A 20,586-nucleotide genomic window follows, 5' to 3' on the forward strand; every position below is an offset into this window, starting at 1 on the left:
GTAGTAGTTGTATTTTAAGCAGAAAAGGGTGTAAATTAGATAAATCGTTTTCGGGGTTTTAAAAAATGAGCTATTTTTAGAAAATTGTTCTGATGCTTTTTGGTATCAAAATTAGATAGACAAGATAAGAATAGCCCAAAATATATGATAACTAAAAAAATAATTGCAGCCGGAATCACATTAACTATACTTTTTTCGGCCTGTAAAACAAAAGATCTAAAAATGAGTACTGCAAAAGAGCAAACTGCAACTGATAAAAAAGTTGTAGTGTATCAAGTTTTTACACGCCTATTTGGAAATAAAAATACAAACAATAAGCGATGGGGAACAATTGAAGAAAATGGTGTAGGGAAGTTTAATGATTTTACAGATAAAGCGCTTCATGAAATAAAAGATTTAGGGGTTACCTATATTTGGTATACCGGAGTTCCGCATCATGCTTTAGTACGTGATTATACAGCGTATGGAATTTCAAATGATGATCCAGAAGTAGTAAAAGGCCGTGCTGGTTCTCCTTATGCTGTAAAAGATTACTATAATGTAAATCCAGATTTGGCTGTAAATCCTGCAAAACGACTAGAAGAATTTGAAGCTTTAATCAAAAGGACTCATAATGCCGGTTTGAAAGTGATTATCGATATTGTTCCAAATCACATTGCCAGAAAATATGAAGGAAAATCGAATCCAGAAGGCGTAAAAGATTTTGGTGCAGATGATGATGTTACAGTTGAATATAAACGAGATAATAATTTCTATTATATTCCACAGCAACATTTTGAAATTCCTGACGGAGATATTCCTTTAAACGGAGAAAAAAATGTGCTTATTGATGGAAAATTTGACGAAAACCCTGCTAAATGGACAGGAAATGGTTCCCGTAAAATTAAACCAGACCAAAACGACTGGTATGAAACTGTAAAAGTAAACTACGGAGTGCGTCCAGATGGCACTAAAGATTTTCCTGAACTTCCTGCTGGTTTTGATCAGAAATCGTATGAAGAACATTTTGTTTTTTGGCAAGATAAAGATGTTCCAGATTCTTGGAAAAAGTTTAGAGACATTGCCTTGTATTGGACAGTAAAAGGTGTAGATGGATTTCGTTACGATATGGCAGAAATGGTTCCGTACGAATTTTGGAGTTATATGAATTCTTCCATTAAAATGAAAAATCCAAATGCATTTTTATTGGCTGAAGTTTATAATCCGAATGAGTATCGCAATTACATTCGTTTAGGAAAAATGGATTATTTGTATGATAAAGTCGAAACGTATGATAAGCTGAAAGATGTAATTCGCGGAAAATCTTCACCAGACGAATTAACTAAAATCCAAAACGGAATGGCAGATATCGAGCATCATATGCTGCATTTTTTGGATAATCATGATGAACAGCGTTTAGCAAGTCCTGAGTTTGCAGGAACTCCAGAGAGAGGAAAACCTTTAATGGTGGTTTCGGCAACAATTAGTACTTCGCCAACTATGATTTATTTTGGTCAAGAAGTAGGAGAGGCTGGAAATGAAGATGCAGGTTTTGGAAAACGCTCTAGAACATCAATTTTTGATTATATCGGAGTTCCAAATCATCAGCGTTGGATGAATGATGGTAAATTTGATGGAGGACAACTTTCTGAATCTGAAAAACAGCTTCGTGACTTTTACAAGCGCTTATTGAATTTTACGATTAATAGCAGTGCTTTAATGGGAAGTTTTGAAGAAATTCAAACCGTAAACCGACAAAACAATGGAGGTTATGATGCGTTGCTTTATTCTTATGCGCGTTGGTCTGATAGCCAGAAATTGATTGTAATTGCGAATTTTTCTTCTGAAAAAGGAAGTGAATTTAATCTAAAAGTGCCTTCATCGCTTATTTCTAAATGGAATTTGAAAGATGGAGAATATCAAATGAAAGACCAATTGTATCAAAAGAATATTGTAAAGTTAATTGTAAATGATGGCGAAGGTATTGCAAGAATTAAAATAGCACCTTCAGAGTCTTTTATTTTCGAACTGAGGTGAATCTCTTCCTCTAAGGTTTCTTAAAGCTTTGTAGATATTAATAAAAGTTAAGAAAATACCTAACAGGTTTTTAAAACCTGTTAGGATTATATGCTATAAATTAATGTTTGTAAATAATAAAACTATTTGGTTTTAGCTCTTTTTGACCTAATAATATTTTTGCATCGTTTGGCAATGATATTGCTTTTTCTATACCAAAATTAATTATAACTGTAATTTTTTCTTCTTGAAAAGATCTGGTAAATGAGATTTGATCTTTTGATAATTCAAGATTCTCATAATTTCCATATTGCAAAACTTTTTCCTTATTTCTTAAGGTTAAAAGTTTTTTATAACTGTTAAGAATAGAATTTTTTTGTTTTTCAAGAATCTCAACATTTGTTTTTTTATAGTCAGGGGTGATTTTAATCCAAATTTTTTCTGTAGAAAAACCAGCTAAAGTATCTGAACTCCATTGCATTGGACTTCTTGATTTATCGCGATTATTTTTGTTTCCTTCAAGAAGGGCTTCTTTTTCGTTTTTGCTTTTTTCAATAGCCAATTTATAGTGCGTTCTACCTTGTATATCTACTATTTCATTTATGTTTTCTGCGATGATATTGTGCATGCCAATTTCTTCTCCATAATAAATAAACGGAACTCCCTTTGCTGTTAATATCAAAGCAGTTAAAGCCACAGCACGATCCGTATCTCCATTAGCTAAACGGTCTATCATTCTGGGCATATCATGGCTTCCAAAAAAGAGAGTAGGGTAATTGCGCATGTTTTTTTCCATGCTCTGTAACTCATCAAAAATTTGCTGTGTCGAAAATTCTTTAATGCTTCCGAAGTTGAAATTAAAAACAACATCTAGTAAATCCTGCGATTGGTATTGTTTTAAAATTTCTATTTTATCACTTCCGATTTCTCCCACAATAAAACGATTTTCGTATTCATTAACGGTAGATTTTATAATACGCATTGCATTTTTTACACCTTCCTGATCTATATCATAGATGTGATCTTGTTTTCCATCTTTCATCGGATTATCTTTTGTGATTCCGTTTGTGGTCAGAAAATTAATTACATCCAAGCGAAATCCATCTACACCAGCATCGAGCCAAAAACGTAATACATTTTGAATTTCTGTAACTACTTTTAGGTTCGACCAATTTAAATCGGCCATTCTTTTATCAAATTTATGATAGTAATATTGATTGGTTTCAGCATCTTTTTCCCAAGCTGTACCTCCAAAAAAGGATTCCCAATTGTTCGGAGTATCTTTCCAGATATAGTAATCACGATACGGATTGTCTTTTGATTTTCTAGATTCCTGAAACCATTTAGAATCAGTAGAAGTATGATTAAAAACCATATCTATAATTACTTTTATTCCTCTTTGGTGTGCTTCTTTTAAAAAAGTATCAAAGTCGGCTCTAGTGCCGTAAGTTGGATCTACTTCGTAGTAATCGGCAACATCATATCCGTTATCTACTTTTGGAGAAGTTAAAAACGGAGTAAGCCAGACGGCTTTTATACCAAGATTTTCCAGATAATCCAGTTTTTGGGTCATTCCCTTAAAGTCTCCATATCCATCACCATCACTGTCAGCATAACTGGGCATATAGATTTGATAAAATACAGATTCTTTCCACCATTTTTTGTCAATTGCTGTTTTTTGAGCAAAAGCAGAGTTTATGTTTAGCATTAATAAAAATAAGAATATGTATTTCAATAAATTATTTTTCATGAAGTTACAATTTGATTAATAATTGTATAGGTTGTAAAAAATGAGATAGATTACGTTTGCCATTGTTATGTTTGAGACATAAAAAATACCTAACAGGTTTTAAAACCTGTTAGGTAACTCATGTAAATTTTGTAGAATTATTGATTTTACTTTTTTGGTTGAACCTGATAATCGACCACAGTATCATTAATTAGCATTTTTTCTCCTTTATAAGTTACTTTTCCATTTGCTGGAACACATACAATAACTACGGCTTCTATCGGATTAATTTTTATTTTGGCAGATGATGTAACATTTCTTGCTACAAAACTTCCTGAAACGGTATTGTATAAATCTACTTTTTTACCTTTTTCGGTATTTATAATAACCGTTTTACTTTTTGAATGTGGGTTAAAATATAAATAAGATGGATATGCTTTTTCGTGATAAAAATCTGTAGCCAATAAATCTAGCTGCAATATTCCCGTAACATTTGTAGTGCGAATGATACTGCCAAAAATACCAACATGACCGCTTCCGTAAACACTAAATTGAGATTCTTTAGGATTTTTTCCAAGTACCCAAAGAGGCCCATCGCCTTGTGCTACAGGACCTTTTAAATGTTCGTATTCTTTATAGCTCGATTGTTTAATAATTCCTTCATAAGCAATTACACCTTTGGTTGCATCGGCAAGTTCAGGAATAGTCTGATGCTCTTTCGGCATATACTGCGGATAGAAAAAGCGAGAAGCATTAGCGGCATTCAGCATCCATTTCCCAATCGCAGCTGCATACGATTGATTGTATCTTACCATTGGTACCAATGGCCATGCAGCATCATAAGTGTTCATAAGAAACCCGTAGCCACCGTGATCAACTGTACTTCCAAATGTTCCCGAAATATCGATTCCGTTCCAATTGCCAACTAGTGCTCCCCATCCTTCACGACAAATTGGTGTGCCGTCAAAAGTCCAGTCGAGCATTTTATTGGTATCATATTTTGAACTTTCTTCCGCATTGATTCTTGCAGCCAAATAAGCTCCAAACGGCATTAAAACTTCATAAGTGGGATTTTTTGATTGTGATTCTAATGCTGCTAATGCACTTTTTGCGCCTTTTAAATATTTGGCATCACCAAACTTTTTGTACGCCATATATAACACCCAAGCATGCCCTGCAGCCGCATCTGGCTGTGCACAAATATGGTTGGTCATTGGTGTCATTTTGTTATAATCAAAATACGAATAATTATAATTTCCGTTTAAAATGAGATCGGCTTCGTAAAATTTATCGGCAATAGTTCTGGCTATTTCTATAAAACCTGGCTCATTAGGATATTGGTCATAAACAGCAAAGAACAAAAGATTAGGATAGACATCGTACCACCAGTCTCGGCCATAACCACCGCCTAATAAAGCAACTTCTGGGCAAGTATTATTCATCATAATATTCCAATTAGTTTCTTTGTTGAAGTAATTTTTCAACATAGCAACATAATTCAAGTTCTGCTGATTGGTTTTGTCAATTCCTACTAGTGTGGCACCCATTGTAGCACCCATTGTAGCAAGAGCTTCATGAAACATTCCCTTATTATTGGTTCCTTGTCTTACATCTGCTACAGCAGTATACAAACCAACTACATTTTGAGGAAAGTTCTTCTGACTTTCATCAATCCAAACCATTGGCCAGAATTTACCTTTGGCATTAAAATCATAAACGGTTTTGTCAAAATCTAAAGCTAGTTTCTTATAATCTATAATCTGTAATGGTTGCGGAAGATTTGGCATTTGATCGACCCTTGGTATTGGTTGCTGTTTTACCTGAGCATTGGCGGTCAGACTTAAAACAATCAGGGAAGAAGTTGTAATTTTTATAAATATATTCATTTTTTGATCTTTAAATTTGGTTTACCATCACTTCATCCAGAATTTTAGTTTCTGTATTTTCATCTTGAGAAAGTTCGATTCCTTGTTTAATAATTTTTTTGCTGATAAAAATGGAGCATAACTGCAACAGAGCAATAATTCCGATGGCGTATCTTAAAGCAAAATCTTCAGAAACGGTGTAGTACAATACTAAAAAGGTTCCTGCTCCTAAAAGTCTGCCAACGTATAAACCTGCTTCATGATTTAAGATATACGTAAATTCACCTCTTTTTTCTATCTTAGAAACAACATCAATTACTTTTAATTGAATAGGGAAGTAGGCTAAATCCATTAATGGTTTTGCTATTAGTAACAACAACAAAAAGATTATTACACCCATTTTGTCGAATAAAATTCCGTTAAGACAAGCTCCCAAAGCAAATAAAATCAAACCAACAGAAAAGGTTTTGATTCTGTCTGAAGGTTTAGAAAAACGACCAATAAAATAAATTATAATAGCCGCCAAAATAGCTCCAATAGACTGTGCCTGACCTAGCGCTCCTTCTTCTCCTAAAATTTTAAAAATAAGCATTGCCGGTGCTGTTACCAGAAAACCTTGTGCTAAACCCTTAAAAGTAGCCAGCGATAATAGTTTGTACCATAAAGGATGAAACTTGAAAAAGATGTATTTTTTTTGTGTAGGATTTTCAAATCTGCCTCTGTAACAAACAATTGAAGCTATAATTGTAATTATAAACACTACTGCAGTAATGATTACATATGCCTGATGTTTTTGATCTTCGCCAGTTTTAGATTGTATAAACCAGCCAATTGTTGCAGGTATTGCAATTGCGATTATAGTATAAATAAATGTCTCTAAACCGTAGTAATAATTTCGATTATTATCATTTGTGATAGACAAAGCAAGATAATCTCTATTTGACCAATATAAACCAAATGAAAGCCCCATTGTGATTCCTGCAATTCCAATTCCTAATAGATCTAATGTTTTTAAAGACATCATGATAATCATTGAAACACCACTAAGCATCATTCCTATAGAATACAATTTTTTGATATTGAAGTGCTTCAGCAAGAAACCATTTAATAAAAATGTAAGCGGAATTCCGGTATAAATTGCCAACTGATAAATAACAACTTTAGAGGTGTCATTTGAGTTTCGCATGATATAAGCAGCAACAAAAATATCGATTACAGGCAATACCAGTGCATATACCAAGTTAGTGAAAATGAGTATTCGAAAATTATGGGTTTGGCTTTTAAAATGATCAATTTCTGATATAAGTTTTTTGAACATTATTTATTTTTTAAAAGTAAAAGGATTTCTTTGATCGAAAATTGAGCACCACAAACAAATTCATCTGAAGCTCCGTAATAAATAGTGAGCGTATCGCCATCTGGTTCTACAACATGACCGTTAGTAAATACTACATTGCCAAAAAATCCACTTAATTCATATTGCGTTGTCGGGATCATAATTGGCTCTTCGGTTCTTGCAATTACTTTTGAAGGATCGTTTAAATCCATTAAAAAAGCACCCAAACAGTATTGATGATTTTCGTTTGCACCATGATAAATTTCAAGCCAGCCTTTTTCTGTTTTTATTGGTGCAGCGCCCGCGCCGACTCTTTTGCTGTCCCAAAAGCCTTTTCTTGTTTTAATGATACAATGGTGATTTCCCCAGTGAATACCATCTGGAGAGGAGGCAAGCCAGATATAGTTACCGCCAATATCTACACTACTCGGGCGATGTAAAGTATAAAATAATCCGTTAATTTTTTCTTCAAAAATGGCACAGTCTTTATTGTGTGCGGGCAAGATCATACCATGTTTTTTAAAGCTTTTCCAATCTGTAGTAGTACGCAAACCAACTCCAACGCCATTGTCTGATACCGAAGTAAAAGTTAAATAATAAGTTCCTTCAATCAAGGCAACTCGGCAATCTTCTATACCAAATGTTTCCAGCATCCCTTCTCCAACCAAAGATGGATAATTTTCAGGTTCATAAAAACTATGTCCGTCTTCACTGCACAGTAGGCGAAGGTGAGATAGCGTTGTCAAATAGTCAACTCCTTTATAGTTAATTACCCTCGCATCTGTTGCGATTAATTCGGGATCATTTTTTGAAATTTCGATAATTTGAATTTCGCCTGTTTCAGTCAATATTGGAAAAGAAATAATATTCTCTTTTTGTTTTGGTCTTTCTGCAACACGCACCACTAGCCATGTTTTATTTTCATATTGGAATACTCCGGGATTTAATAAGCATGTAATTTCTAATCCTTCTCTACTTGCAGGTATATCTTTAGGAGATAATAATGGGTTGTCTGCAAAACGTTTTGCTATATCTTTCATATTTGATTTCTTTATTATTATAAAACCCAAACAGATTGTGTAACCTGTTTGGCTTCAATTTTAAATTAATATCCAGGATTTTGAGTCAAAAGCCCGGCAGATGCATCAATTTCTGATTGAGGGATTGGATACAGCATATGTTTATCTAAGAAAATTTTTCCGTGAGCGGTCATTACTTCTTTGGCAATTCCCCATCTTTTTAAATCAGGCATTCTTTGATTTTCAAAACCAAGTTCAGCTCTTCTTTCAGAGATAAGCCAATTTTTCACAGTGGTTTTATCGCCAGAGTTTGGTCTGTTTGGTAATGTTCCTGCGGGCGGCGGAGGACCAACAGTAGTTACTGTAATTGTCTTGCCTGGATCAGCAGGAAAAGCAGGATCCTGAGTTCTTACTGTAACTGTGGTTACAGTATTACGCGCTCTAGCTCTAATTTGATTAATAACGCTGACTGCTCCTGTTAAATCGCCTATTTCTGTAAGTGCTTCTGCTTTCCAAAGTAAAACATCGGCATAACGAAGAAATACTTTATTGTTTGGTGCGTCATCATCGCCTTTATTACCTCCGTTTGTAGTTCCTAAAAGTTTGTTTGCCCACTGTTCACTAGCATTTACTGTGTATGCTTTTCTAGGATCATTTGGCTCAAATGAATTTAGAAAATCGGTACTTGGCGCAAAGAATCCCCATCCGAGAGGTGCACAAATTCCGTTTCCTTTTCTTGGATCAGCTTGTTTAACATGATTATAAGAGAAGATTACTTCATTGTCAGCATATTCAGTATACATGCTGAAACTGTCAAAATAATTGGCATTTAAACTATAAAAGCCAGTTGATTCTAATTCTGAAACCAATGTTTTTACACTTTCCCAGTCTTTGTTGTATAAAGCAGTTTTGGCAAGAAGTGCAATAACAGCTCCTTTAGAAGCCCTCCATTTTTCTGTAGCCGAAGAATATTTTGTATTTGGTAAAAGTGTTTTTGCTGTTTCTAAATCTTTTTTAATTTGAGCCCACACTTCTTCTTTTGGCGCTCTGACCGCTTTGTCAAAAGCTTCCTGATATGTTTTTATAGGTGCCACAATTAAAGGTACACCGCCAAAATTAGTTACCAATGAAAAATAATAGTACGAACGCAAAAAATAAGCTTCGCCGAGCAATTGGTTTTTTCTAGCTGTGGTAATTCCTGTAATTTTTTCGATATCAGGATTTAATAGAAAATCAAGTGCAATATTGGTTCTTTTTATACCTTCATAATCATATTTCCATAATCCATTTGGTCCTCCGTTGGTTGATGTAAAAGTAAAATTGTTTATTTCGTCCATCCAGGGCTGATCTCCGTCTGGCGACCATTTTTTCTCCATATCATCAGATGCTACATCATCTATTATAATGTCATTTTGAAATACTAAACCGCCATTCCAATCCCAATCTGCCAATTGATTCAGTTTGTTGGATAACATGTCGTAAGAAGAGGTTACAGAGCTTTCAACAGAGGCCAATGTTGGCTGAGATTTTGCCTGTTCCAAAGTAATAGCACCTATAGGCTCTGTGGTAAGTTCGTCCTGGCAGCCTGTTAAGGTTAATAGCGAAATCATAATCGCTGTTATATATGTATGTTTCATGATTCGTTTATTAAATTTTAAACTTTAAACCTAGTAGTATTGAAGTTGACTGAGGATATGTACCCTGATCGATAAAAGAAGTCGATTCTGGATCTAAACCAGTGTATTTTGTAAAAGTCAATAAGTTTTGACCTGATATATACATTCTTAAATATGTACCGCCAATGATTTTTGGATCAAAAGTGTATCCTATTTCAAGGTTTTTTAATCGTAAGTAAGAAGCATCCTCTACAAAAACACTTGAAACCTGACTTCCTCCGTTATCATTAAGGGTGTTACGTGGAATTGTGTTGCTTGTACCTTCACCATGCCATGCACCCAGTACTGCGGTTGTAGAATTAAAAGGTCTGCTGTCATAATCTAAAATCTGTTTCAAATCGTTGTAACGGTCTACATCAGAAACTCCTTGGAAAAGAAATGACATGTCAAATCTTTTGTATGAAGCATTAAACGAAAAACCATAGGTTACTTTTGGGATTGGGCTTCCAATGAATGTTCTGTCATCGGCATTAATCTGCCCGTCACCGTTTAGATCTTTAAATTTAATATCACCAGGTTTTGCACCGTTTGAATTGGAATATAATGTAGAGTTTATTTCTGCCTGATTTTGATAAATACCGTCAAATTGAAGTCCGTAATATGAACTTATAGGTTGTCCGACAACCGTTTTAGTATGTGTTTTATCATCGGTAATTTCTGTTACATATTGTTGCAGTTGCTCGACATTATTTTTTAATGTAGCAATATTTCCGTTGATTCCGTATTTAAAGTCGTGATCGTTGTTTTGATAATTAACTCCAAATTCAAAACCTTTATTTGTTACAATACCTGCATTTACAAAGGTTCTGTTGATTTGACCTACCGTAGACGAAGGCAATCCTACAGTTAATAAAATATCATCTGTTTTTTTATCAAAATAATCAGCAGTGAAAGTTAATTTATTGTTTAATACACTCAAATCAAGACCAAAATTGGTTTGTGTAGTAGTTTCCCATTTTAAATCTGGATTACCATAACGAACAACATTTATAATGCCGCCTGTTTCTGTAACCAAAGTTTCATAAGCATTATTTGGAATCTCTTGATTTCCAGATTGTCCCCAGCTGGCTCTCCATTTTAAGTTTGAAATCCATTTGGTGTTTTCCATGAATTTTTCTTTAGACATTACCCAGCCTCCAGAAAATGAAGGGAAGTAACCCCATTTGTTATTAGGCCCGAAACGTGAAGAACCATCAGCTCTTAAAGTAGCAGAGGCTAAATATTTGTTATCATAAGCATAATTTGCAGACGCAAAAAACGAAATCAGATTCCAGCTTTGCGCAGATCCAGAACTGTGCTTGTTGGTATCACTACCATAATCCAAATAACGGAATGGGTCAGTGGTATTGTTGTAATTTGTTCTGCTTCCGCCTACTGCAGACTGATCGTAACTTACAGTTTCTGATCCTAATAATGCATTGATACTATGTTTCTCAGCAAGAGTTTTAGTATAGTTTAATGTATTTGTAAATGTAAAAGTAGTTGCTTCACCTCGGTTTTCGTTCAAGCTTGAAGGTCTGTTTTGTCTGCCTTGTCCAGGATACAATTCATTTGGATCGTTGTCATTATCATCTCCAAAATTTTCTGAAAATGCTTTGTTGTGGTCAAAAGTGATTTCAGCTCCAAAATTACTTCTGAATTTCAGTGATTTATCGTCTAAAAAAGCATACTCACCATATACATTTCCAAAAGTTTTATAAGCGGAACGTACATCATCTGTATATTTTACAATAGCAAGAGGATTAGATGTTAGTTCGTAATTACGGCTCCATCCGCCATTAGGGTCATTGTTCAGGTAAAAAGGAAGATCAGTGTAAGGATCATTTGCTTTATAGGTAGGGTCGTTTACATCTTTATAAACTCCTAAAACCGAAGGACGCAATAAAGCATGTCTTATTACGCCGGGAGCATCTCCGCTAGATGACATTTTATCTTGTTTGGTACCTGTAATTTGTAAATTGGTTCCAACTTTAAATCGATCTGTAATTTCTGTATTAATGTTCGCTCTAAAATTAATACGTCTGTAAGTATCGTTGTCTCCTGTTACAATACCATTTTGGCCAAAATAACCTCCAGAGATCAGATATTGTGTTTTTTCTGTACCTCCGCTAAAAGAAAGCTGGAAATTGTCTGTTCGTCCTGTAGTGAATAATTCTTTTAACCAATCAGTGTCTGATAATGCTATACCGTTTACTTTTCCATTAGTTTTGTCTGTACGGTAAGGACTTATTGCATTTGCTGAATTGTTGTTAGAATTATGCCAAGCCTGATCCATAACATCTAAATATTGATTAGCATTCAGCATTTTTGGAAGGTTTGTGGCAAAATTAATTCCCGAAAAATAATCGATATCAATGCTTGTTTTTCCTTTAATACCGCTTTTTGTGGTAATAATAACAACACCTCCAGCAGATCTTGATCCATAAATCGCGGTAGCTGCTGCGTCTTTTAATACAGTCATCGATTTTACATCAGACATGTTTACAAAAGAAATATCACGCGTAGGAACACCGTCTACAACATAAAGGACTTCATTGTTACCCAAGGTGCCTTCACCTCTAATACGTATTTTAAGTCCGTCTCCAGGCGCTCCAGTATTAGCAGATACTGAGACACCTGCTACCTGACCTTGTAAGGCCTGACCGACATCGGCTACTTTTGTTTTTGCCAGTTCAGCCATATCTACAGTTGCTACCGCACCAGTAATTGAGGACTTTTTCTCGCTTGTATATCCCACAACAATAACTTCGTTAAGCGTGTTTAAATCGGTCAGCATTGTAACATTTAGTTCTTTTTTACCTGCTGCATTTACTTCCAGCGTTTGATATCCGATATAACTAAAAACCAAAACTGCATTTGCATCTGTAGTTGCAATGGAATAATTTCCATCAAAATCGGTGGTGCTATAGATGGAAGTTCCTTTTATATTGACATTTACTTGTGGCATTGGACCTTCATTATCCGAAACTACACCTTTGATAGTTTGAGAATACATACTACTTCCCAACAACATTATTCCCAACAGGAATAATTTGAAAATATATTTCTTAATCATAATAGGGAAGTTTTAATTGAATTACTGGTTTGATTGTTTTTTTTCATGGTTTTAAAAGGGTTAATTATAATTAGTAAGTTTTTCGATAACGTTTGAGTTGGTTATCGTTTATAAAATTAATAAGTGCATATAAAACTTGATGTACACTATTTCTTCAAAAGTGTACACTGGATTTTATTTGTTGTAAGCCAGTATTTTATCGGATTTTATTAGCTTTTTGACTTGTATTTAAGCTGATAGTTTTTGGGAGTTAAATCATATAGTTTTTTAAACTCACGATAAAAGTAAGAACGGTTATTAAAACCAGATTTGTAACATGCTTCAGAAACGGTTAATTTATTCCTGCGCAACAATTCTGCCGCATATTTTAATCTAACGGTACGGATTAAATCGCCCGGTGAAAAACCGAATAGCTCTTTGACTTTTCTGTATAATTGTGAATTGCTTATACCTAATTCTTTTTCGATAAATAAACTTTGAAGATTTTCATTATCAATATTAGCACGAATAAGTTCAATAACTTTTTTTATAAAATCTTTTTCGTCACTATCAATAGGAAGGTCTGATAAATTTTCTACAAGAGGGTCCTGTTTAAAATATTGCGAGATCAGTTCTTTCTCTTCAAGGAGTTTTTGTATTCTTACGAGTAAATGATCCGGATAAAAAGGTTTTGGTATGTAGGAATTTGCACCACTTTCTATTCCTTCAATTCTATGTACAACAGAATCTTTTGCAGTAAGCATAATAAAAGGAATATGGCAGGTTTTAAGGTTTGTTTTAACTTTTCCGCACAATTCAACACCATCCATAAAAGGCATCATGACATCACTGATAATAATATCGGGAACCGTATGCTCAATAATTTTTAAGGCTTCAAGGCCATTGTATGCTGTAATAAGCTTGTATTTTTCGCTAAGTAAACTATTCAGCAGTGAATGAATATCTTTTTCGTCCTCAACTACTAAGATTACTTTTCGATTATTGTTGAGATTTTCCAGCGATGCAATTTTATCTGGCAGCTCCTCAGATTTAATAGTGTTTTCTTCAAGAATATTCTTTAGATGATGTGATATTAAAACAGGGTTAACAGTTGTATCTAATTCTTTTTCGCTGAATGCCTGTTTGTTGCATGGTAAAAGTATCGTAAAAGCGGTTTTTTTATTTAAACCGCTTGAGACATGTATTTCGCCTTTTAATACAGTCACTAGTTTTTTTACATAAGCAAGACCTATTCCTGTCCGGAACATATTGTTGTCAAAATCCTTGCTTGAGTCGGACAGAAAAAACTGATTGAATAAGGAGTCTAATTCTTCCTTAGGAATTCCTTTTCCTGTATTTGTAATGATAATATGTAAAGTTTCCTTTTCTTTTTCCTTAAATGAAAATCTAAGATTTATTTTTCCGTTTGCTGGGGTATATTTAAAAGCATTCGACATCAAATTAAACACTATCTTCTCAACCTTGTCTTTATCAAACCATCCTGGCAAGGAAGGAGGGATGTCAAGCTTGTATTCGATATTTTTATCTAATGCCCATTCATCAAATAACTCGGCAATCTGCTCAATCAAACTTACTAAGTCAAACTTTTTGACGGTAACTTCCAGATAATCATATTCTGCTTTTCTAAATTCAAGGAGCTGCTGTGTTAGGAATAGCAAACGTGAAGAATTTCGTTGAATCATTTGGATAAACTTTTGGTTTTTTTCACTGAGATCTGTTGTTTCGGCAAGTTTTTGAATAGGACCTACAATAAGAGTCAATGGAGTTTGAAATTCATGGGCAATTTCAGTAAAAAACGTAAGTTTGTTTTCATGAAGTTCTTTTTCTCTTTGTCTAAAAAGGATATTCTGCGTTAACGACTGGCGTTTTTTGTAATAGCTTAGAACAAACAACACAAAAGCGATGAGCATTAAAGAGTATAGTATAATAGCAAGATTTGACTGCCAGAAAATCGGTTTAATCCTAATATCAACCGCATGAACGGGTTTGCTCCATACACCATCACTATTTGACCATTTTATCCATAAAGAATAGTTTCCTTTAGGGACATTAGTAAAAGAAATGATTCGTCGGTTATTAATAGTATTCCAGCCTTTATCAAAATTCATTAACTGATAAGCATACTGGCATTTTTCAGTATTGATATAAGTTAAAGCGGTGAGCTCAATATCAAAGAAGTTTTGATCATGATTTAAAACGATAGAAGGATGTGTATTTAAATTTGGAGTTATTACTAATCCCTGATAATAGGGTTCCGGCTGATTCTGACCACTTATTTTATCAATAAAAAGATCAGGAATAACGGTTGATTCTTTTATGTTTTGAGGAAGAAAATAATTAAAACCTTTAATTCCTCCCATAAATACAAATTCTGATTCAGGGTCTTTATAAAAAGCACCATCTGAGAACTCATTGTTCTGAAGGCCTTCGTTTCTGGTGTAATTTGTAAATTTTTGTTCGTTGATATTGAAGTTTGACAAGCCAAAATTAGTGCTCAGCCAAAGATTGTTTTTTTTATCAGCAATAATTCCGTGAATTGTATTGTTAGGCAGTCCATTTTTTACTGTAAAGTTTTTAAATTGTGCCTTTCCATTATTATCTATGTGGTCCAATACGTTAAGACCAAAACTGGTACCAATCCAAAGTTTGTTTTTTGCATCAGTTTGCAAGCACAAAATATCATTATTAGAAAGACTTTCAGGATCATTTGGATTGTTTTTGTAAACTGTAAAATGCTCAGATTTTTTATCAAATAAATTTAAACCTCCTAATCGAGTTCCAATCCAGAGCTGATTTTTATTTTTAGGAATTATGGAGAAAATAATATTGCTGCTTAAAGTGTTTTTTTGATGATTAACAGCAAGATATTTTTTAAAGTCAGTAACTTTTAGATAGTCTCCCGATCTTTCAATCTTGCATCGAAGCATCCCGTATCCATTGGTTCCTAGCCAAATAAAGCCCTCTGCATCCTGATAGATTGAATAGACAGATTTAAAGTAATCGCTGTTTTTGCTGCCTATAAGATCTGTCCAATTCATTAGTTTAGATCTTTTAAGATCAAAAACAGAAATTCCTTCGCCATCACTTCCAATAAAAATTAAATCGTTTTGTCCTTTAAATAAAGAAAATACAGCATTATTAATGGCACTGTTATTTTCATTGTAGTTTTGATATTCAATTGGTTTTTCAGGATTTAGATAAAATTTTGATGAGAAACGGAATACACCTTTTCCTTTTGTACCCACTAAAAATGAATTTTTATCGACCTGCAAAAAGGTTCTAACAATTGCGCCATCTAAATCTGGAACCTCAGATTTAGAAATTAAGTTAAATGATTTTTCGAGGGGAAACATTTTAATAATTCCATCACCATCTGTTCCAGTCCAAAGAATATTTTCATTTCCTCTAATTATGGTAGTGGTTTTTTGTTTATTCAGATGTGCTAACCAATTGTTGTTTATTGTGTTACCGGTAGTGTCAATAATATAATGCCCAGTTTTACTTGAAACAATAAGCCCTTCTGGGATATTTCCGATAATATTTTCAATGTCTTTTTTAGGAAGCAATGTATTCTTATGACTGGTAAAAGAATATAAATTACTATTTCCAGTAAGCGATACTGTGCATATTTTCTCTTTAGAAACAATTCCAAATGTTCGGATATTATTAGAAATTAATGCCGTTTTAGAAACAACAGGTTTTTTATTTGGTTTGTTTTTAAAGGATATCGAATAGAGTTTATTATCCTCAAATAATACAAGTAATTCACCATTTAAAGTGAATTCCATTTTTCTTACAGCTTTTTTTAAAAACTTCTGATTATATAATAATTGAAAAGAATTACCATCAAAATAGCCAATTCCCCAATCTTTTACAGCACAAAATACGTTTTTAGAAGCATCAAGAGACATATTAAATTCAGATTCAGACAATGGAGGAATATTTTCTCTTGAAAAATAATAATGTTCAAAAACACTGGTTTTTTTATCATAACGGTTAATTCCATGTATAGTTAATATCCAGATCTGTCCAGCATTATCCTCATCTATTTTTAAAATTACCTGATTACTCAGGCTGTTTTTGTTATTTAATTCTGGTCTGAAAATTTCAAAGCTGTTTCCATCATAACGGTTTAAGCCATCCCAAGTTCCTATCCAAAGTAAGTTTTCCGAATCTTGAAATATTGCATTAATTGAGCTGTTAGATAAACCTTTGGTATTGTCTAGTTGATCTAATGAATATTCCGTATTAAGTGTTTTTACATGGTCAAAAACTGATTTTGGGTTCTGATTTTCAATTTTTAATTGAGAAGTTTCAAATAACTCATGGGCGGTAGATTTATTATTTGGACTGGCATTCTTTTTATTTTGACATGAAAAAAAGAATATTATACAGGCAAAATAAATATAAATGGGTTTAATTTTCAATTTTTTATTTATGTATCTAGTAGAATATTTATGGTTTTTTACTACGTAATAAATACTCTTTTTGGGTTACTATGTTGATGCTAAGGTAAATAGATGTGTTTTGTAAATGTATGACTTTTGTCACCCTTGTTTCGCTTTTACTGGTTAAAATAATTGTGAGAGACAATTTAAGCAAAAAAAAGCTGATACTTAATTTGTATCAGCTTTTTTGTTTTATACTTTTTTTACCTTTTTGAGTGCTTCAACGTAATATTCGTTTACTTTCTCCCAATTTATATGATTATAAAAGGCGTCAATATAACTGCCTTTTCGATTTTGATAATCTAAATAATAGGCATGTTCCCAAAGATCAATTCCCATAATTGGAGTTCCTGGAATCAAGGCATTTTTCATTAACGGATTATCTTGATTGTCTGTTGTAGTAATTTGTAATTTGCCATAACGGTCCACAACTAACCAAACCCATCCAGAACCAAATTGTTTTTCTGACTGTGCTTTAAATTGATTTGTCAGATTATTAAAAGAACCAAATTCTTTATCAATAGAACCTGCGAGAGTATCTTTTGGAGTCTGCTCTTTTGGAGTCAGAATGTTAAAATACAAAGTATGATTGTAGTATCCACCTGCATTCTGACGAAGTTTTAAATTAGTAAGAGGCATTTTCTTTAAAATGTCTTCAATAGGCATATTTTCAAACTCAGTCGATACAATTTCTTTATTAAAAGCGTTGGTGTATGACAAATAATGTTTAGAATAATGAGTCTCTAAAGTCAGAGTTCTAATGTTTGGCGCAAGTGCATCATAATTAAATGGCAGTTTTGTCATTTCAAAAGAACCGGGATCGGCTTTAACATCATTTGGTGAACCAATAGTTATTTTTTCTTCTTTTGTTGGAAGAGGAACTTCAACTACTTCAACCAGCTTATCTTCTTTACAGGAAAATAATAGTAAAAATGAAGCTAAAGTGCTGAAAAGAACAACGTTTTTCTTCATAATGTTTTTATTTTGATGTTAATGAATTGATGATTTCGATATAATTTTCTTTGGCTTCGTCTACAGACATATGGCTAATCTGCATCCAAGCATTGGTTTTAAAAGCATTTCGCAAATCAAAATTTTCAGATTGATTGTAGACTGCTGTACCAAAAGTAGCTTGTTTGTAAAAAGCGTAAAGTCTTAACTGCACATCTTGTGGCAGCGAAGCCTGAGTCATTGTCATAGCAGCTTCTACGGCTTTAGCGAAGCGAATATCTAAATCTTTATCGGCCATTTATGCTTTTGTAGCAATAATTGTTTTTCCTCCAATCGCTTTTTGATTCAACTCAACATTGATTGGTGTACCTAAAGGTAAAAATAAATCTACTCTTGAACCAAATTTAATAAAACCAGCATCGGTTCCTTGCACAACTTGCATTCCTTCTTTAGCATAGTTGACAATTCGGCGAGCCAAAGCTCCTGCGATTTGTCTGTATAGAACAGCGCCAAAAGTTTCGTTTTCGATTACTACAGTAGTTCTTTCGTTTTCTTCACTCGCTTTTGGGTGCCAAGCCACTAAGAATTTACCAGGGTGATATTTACTAAATTTAATAATACCATCCATTGCATAACGTGTTACGTGCACGTTGATTGGCGACATAAAAATAGAAACCTGTAAACGTTTATCTTTAAAATATTCTCCTTCATAAACTTCTTCAATCACCACCACTTTTCCATCAACTGGAGCTAAGATATGATCGCTGTTTCTAACTGCAATTCTCTTCGGGTTTCTGAAGAATTGTAAAATAATAATCAAAATTACAAGCGCTGCAATTTGAACAAGCATTCTAAGCCAATTGATATCTATAAATCTTTCAGCAATTAAAAGTACAGCTACAGTAAATACAGTACCTAATAAAATGGACGGGCCTCCCTCTTTATGAAACATAATATAAAATTTGATAAAATAAAAATATAATTGGTGCTACAAATATAACACTATCTAATCGATCTAAAATACCTCCGTGGCCTGGCATTATCGAACCACTATCTTTTATGCCAGCAATTCGCTTAAATTTGGATTCTATTAAGTCGCCAATAGTTCCAAAAATGCTCACAATTAATGCGATAATCGTCCAAATTAAGATCGATGTGTTGCTAAACTCAGGTTTAGGCTGAATATAGAGTTTAGAAATCAAAAATCCGGCAAAAGCTGCAAAAACAACCCCGCCAAGAAAACCTTCGATTGTTTTTTTAGGAGAAACTCTCTCGAATAATTTGTGTTTTCCCATTGATTTTCCAACTAGATAGGCAAAAGTATCGTTGGTCCAGATTAAAACAAATAGTCCTAAAATGATTTTCGGATTGTAATCATTTGTTCCAAAAGAGATTTTTACAATAAAAATAAATGGAAGCGTAATATATCCAAGCAGATATAAATACTTTGAAGAAGTGCTTATTTTCTGAATAGAATCATAAAATAAGAATATGATACATTTTATAGATACAACAATTGTGACAGCAAGAAGAATTAAGTCTAATTGTTTAATGTTAACTTCAAGATTTATGTTGGAATTAAAAGTATCGTTTAAGAATTTGCTTGTCTGTTTATTGTAATGACTTACTAGAATAGTGGTCGAATAAATCAGAATTCCAAAAAGTATAGAAAACACTTTATTCAGGTTTACTATATTAGAAAATTCATATATCGTAATAATTAAGAAAACGCCAAAAAGAGTAATGAAGCTTTCAGTAGAAAACAATATTGAAGTTAATAATAAAGCGATATAAACAGCACCAGAAATGGTTCTCTTCAGTGTTTCGTTCATCTTAAAGATCTTCTAAAAGCAATAAATAAAGGTTTTTCGCAACACTTCCGTATTGTGTAAAATCTTCTTCTTTCGCTTTTTCGAAATATTTTATGGTAGTGATATTAGTAGGATAGTCCCTTTCGTATTTACGTTTAATTGCGCTTAATCCATCACTTTTCATGGGAAGGATTTGGCTGGTAGTGGCTATTATGACAATATTTGCGGGTAATTCGTTTGGTTTGTTTTGTTTAATTTGTCTAGACGAAAATAAGATAGAACCTTCATCGGCAATAAGGTTTTCGCAGCTTGCTAATAAGAACCTTGGCTTGGTTGGTGCGCTGTAAAAGAGTTTGTTTTCTTCTAATAAACCAAATAAAGCAGGTTCATAACATAAAACTTCTTGTTCGAACCAGTCATTTTCTTCTAAAATGTTTTCAAACTGTTCAGAAAGTTCTCCTGTGTTTTCGCAGTACAAAAATTTACCTCCATTTTTTTTGAAATTGAAAATAAATTGCTCATCTAAAGATAAATGACTGTTCTGCGCAGAAGTTCCTGCATATTCGCTTTCGTTCTCTTCGTCAGAAGCGGCTTCACTAGAGCCAAATATTTTTTTGAAAAAATTCATTTTTTATATGAAATGCTTTACATGTTAATTGAAAACGTTCAAAGATAAAAAAATCTTAATTCAAAAGGATGTT

Annotated in this window: 13 protein-coding genes; 1 reads left to right on the top strand and 12 read right to left on the bottom strand. The window is 33.4% G+C overall.

The window, feature by feature from the left end; all coding sequences use genetic code 11:
* Positions 1-144 precede the first annotated feature (144 nt).
* Positions 145-2,016: an alpha-amylase family protein gene (locus tag AC5ZCW_RS20595; RefSeq protein ID WP_496121523.1), complete on the top strand. Its 1,872-nt coding sequence runs from the start codon at positions 145-147 to the stop codon at positions 2,014-2,016.
* Between the two features lie 100 nt (positions 2,017-2,116).
* Here AC5ZCW_RS20595 and AC5ZCW_RS20600 read toward each other — a convergent pair whose 3' ends face one another.
* From AC5ZCW_RS20600 to AC5ZCW_RS20655, 12 genes are all read right to left on the bottom strand, one after another.
* Positions 2,117-3,745 carry an alpha-glucosidase gene (locus AC5ZCW_RS20600; protein ID WP_496121525.1) on the bottom strand — a complete coding sequence of 543 codons (1,629 nt, stop codon included), beginning with the start codon at positions 3,743-3,745 and terminating at the stop codon, positions 2,117-2,119.
* Between the two features lie 146 nt (positions 3,746-3,891).
* Entirely contained in the window at positions 3,892-5,610 is a 1,719-nt protein-coding gene (locus AC5ZCW_RS20605) for a hypothetical protein (protein ID WP_496121526.1), read from the bottom strand.
* A gap of 10 nt (positions 5,611-5,620) precedes the next feature.
* Positions 5,621-6,907, bottom strand: coding sequence for an MFS transporter (locus AC5ZCW_RS20610; RefSeq protein WP_496121528.1), 1,287 nt, complete (start codon positions 6,905-6,907; stop codon positions 5,621-5,623).
* Positions 6,907-7,965: a glycoside hydrolase family 130 protein gene (locus AC5ZCW_RS20615; protein ID WP_496121529.1), complete on the bottom strand. Its 1,059-nt coding sequence runs from the start codon at positions 7,963-7,965 to the stop codon at positions 6,907-6,909. Before AC5ZCW_RS20615 ends, AC5ZCW_RS20610 begins: the two co-directional genes overlap by 1 nt.
* A 65-nt stretch (positions 7,966-8,030) precedes the next feature.
* Positions 8,031-9,581 (bottom strand): RagB/SusD family nutrient uptake outer membrane protein, encoded by a 1,551-nt coding sequence (locus AC5ZCW_RS20620; protein WP_496121530.1) that lies wholly within the window; start codon positions 9,579-9,581, stop codon positions 8,031-8,033.
* 10 nt (positions 9,582-9,591) lie between these two features.
* Entirely contained in the window at positions 9,592-12,675 is a 3,084-nt protein-coding gene (locus tag AC5ZCW_RS20625; protein ID WP_496121532.1) for a SusC/RagA family TonB-linked outer membrane protein, read from the bottom strand.
* Between the two features lie 209 nt (positions 12,676-12,884).
* Positions 12,885-17,102: a hybrid sensor histidine kinase/response regulator transcription factor gene (locus AC5ZCW_RS20630; protein WP_496121534.1), complete on the bottom strand. Its 4,218-nt coding sequence runs from the start codon at positions 17,100-17,102 to the stop codon at positions 12,885-12,887.
* A 213-nt stretch (positions 17,103-17,315) separates the two neighbouring features.
* On the bottom strand, positions 17,316-18,095 hold the full coding sequence (locus AC5ZCW_RS20635; protein WP_496121535.1) for a superoxide dismutase: 780 nt from the start codon (positions 18,093-18,095) through the stop codon (positions 17,316-17,318).
* Positions 18,096-18,102: 7 nt separating this feature from the next.
* Positions 18,103-18,372, bottom strand: a complete 270-nt coding sequence (locus AC5ZCW_RS20640; RefSeq protein ID WP_177210095.1) for an acyl-CoA-binding protein — start codon at positions 18,370-18,372, stop codon at positions 18,103-18,105.
* Positions 18,373-19,026 (bottom strand): phosphatidylserine decarboxylase family protein, encoded by a 654-nt coding sequence (locus AC5ZCW_RS20645; RefSeq protein ID WP_177210094.1) that lies wholly within the window; start codon positions 19,024-19,026, stop codon positions 18,373-18,375. It abuts the gene before it with no gap.
* A complete protein-coding gene (locus AC5ZCW_RS20650; RefSeq protein ID WP_177210093.1) occupies positions 19,016-19,906 on the bottom strand; it encodes a phosphatidate cytidylyltransferase in 891 nt (296 codons plus the stop codon). Before AC5ZCW_RS20650 ends, AC5ZCW_RS20645 begins: the two co-directional genes overlap by 11 nt.
* 1 nt (position 19,907) lies before the next feature.
* Positions 19,908-20,513 carry a lactate utilization protein B/C gene (locus AC5ZCW_RS20655; RefSeq protein ID WP_343543511.1) on the bottom strand — a complete coding sequence of 202 codons (606 nt, stop codon included), beginning with the start codon at positions 20,511-20,513 and terminating at the stop codon, positions 19,908-19,910.
* Between the last annotated feature and the right edge of the window lie 73 nt (positions 20,514-20,586).

The organism is Flavobacterium sp. PLA-DH12 (genome assembly GCF_059511845.1).

What these genes read in the sequence shown, in the direction of transcription:
- AC5ZCW_RS20650 (WP_177210093.1), bottom strand. Translation starts at nt 19,906, where the DNA reads ATGAACGAAACACTGAAGAGAACCATTTCTGGTGCTGTTTATATCGCT.
- AC5ZCW_RS20615 (WP_496121529.1), bottom strand. Translation starts at nt 7,965, where the DNA reads ATGAAAGATATAGCAAAACGTTTTGCAGACAACCCATTATTATCTCCT.
- AC5ZCW_RS20655 (WP_343543511.1), bottom strand. Translation starts at nt 20,513, where the DNA reads ATGAATTTTTTCAAAAAAATATTTGGCTCTAGTGAAGCCGCTTCTGAC.
- AC5ZCW_RS20635 (WP_496121535.1), bottom strand. Translation starts at nt 18,095, where the DNA reads ATGAAGAAAAACGTTGTTCTTTTCAGCACTTTAGCTTCATTTTTACTA.
- AC5ZCW_RS20595 (WP_496121523.1), top strand. Translation starts at nt 145, where the DNA reads ATGATAACTAAAAAAATAATTGCAGCCGGAATCACATTAACTATACTT.
- AC5ZCW_RS20640 (WP_177210095.1), bottom strand. Translation starts at nt 18,372, where the DNA reads ATGGCCGATAAAGATTTAGATATTCGCTTCGCTAAAGCCGTAGAAGCT.
- AC5ZCW_RS20610 (WP_496121528.1), bottom strand. Translation starts at nt 6,907, where the DNA reads ATGTTCAAAAAACTTATATCAGAAATTGATCATTTTAAAAGCCAAACC.
- AC5ZCW_RS20605 (WP_496121526.1), bottom strand. Translation starts at nt 5,610, where the DNA reads ATGAATATATTTATAAAAATTACAACTTCTTCCCTGATTGTTTTAAGT.
- AC5ZCW_RS20645 (WP_177210094.1), bottom strand. Translation starts at nt 19,026, where the DNA reads ATGTTTCATAAAGAGGGAGGCCCGTCCATTTTATTAGGTACTGTATTT.
- AC5ZCW_RS20600 (WP_496121525.1), bottom strand. Translation starts at nt 3,745, where the DNA reads ATGAAAAATAATTTATTGAAATACATATTCTTATTTTTATTAATGCTA.
- AC5ZCW_RS20620 (WP_496121530.1), bottom strand. Translation starts at nt 9,581, where the DNA reads ATGAAACATACATATATAACAGCGATTATGATTTCGCTATTAACCTTA.
- AC5ZCW_RS20625 (WP_496121532.1), bottom strand. Translation starts at nt 12,675, where the DNA reads ATGATTAAGAAATATATTTTCAAATTATTCCTGTTGGGAATAATGTTG.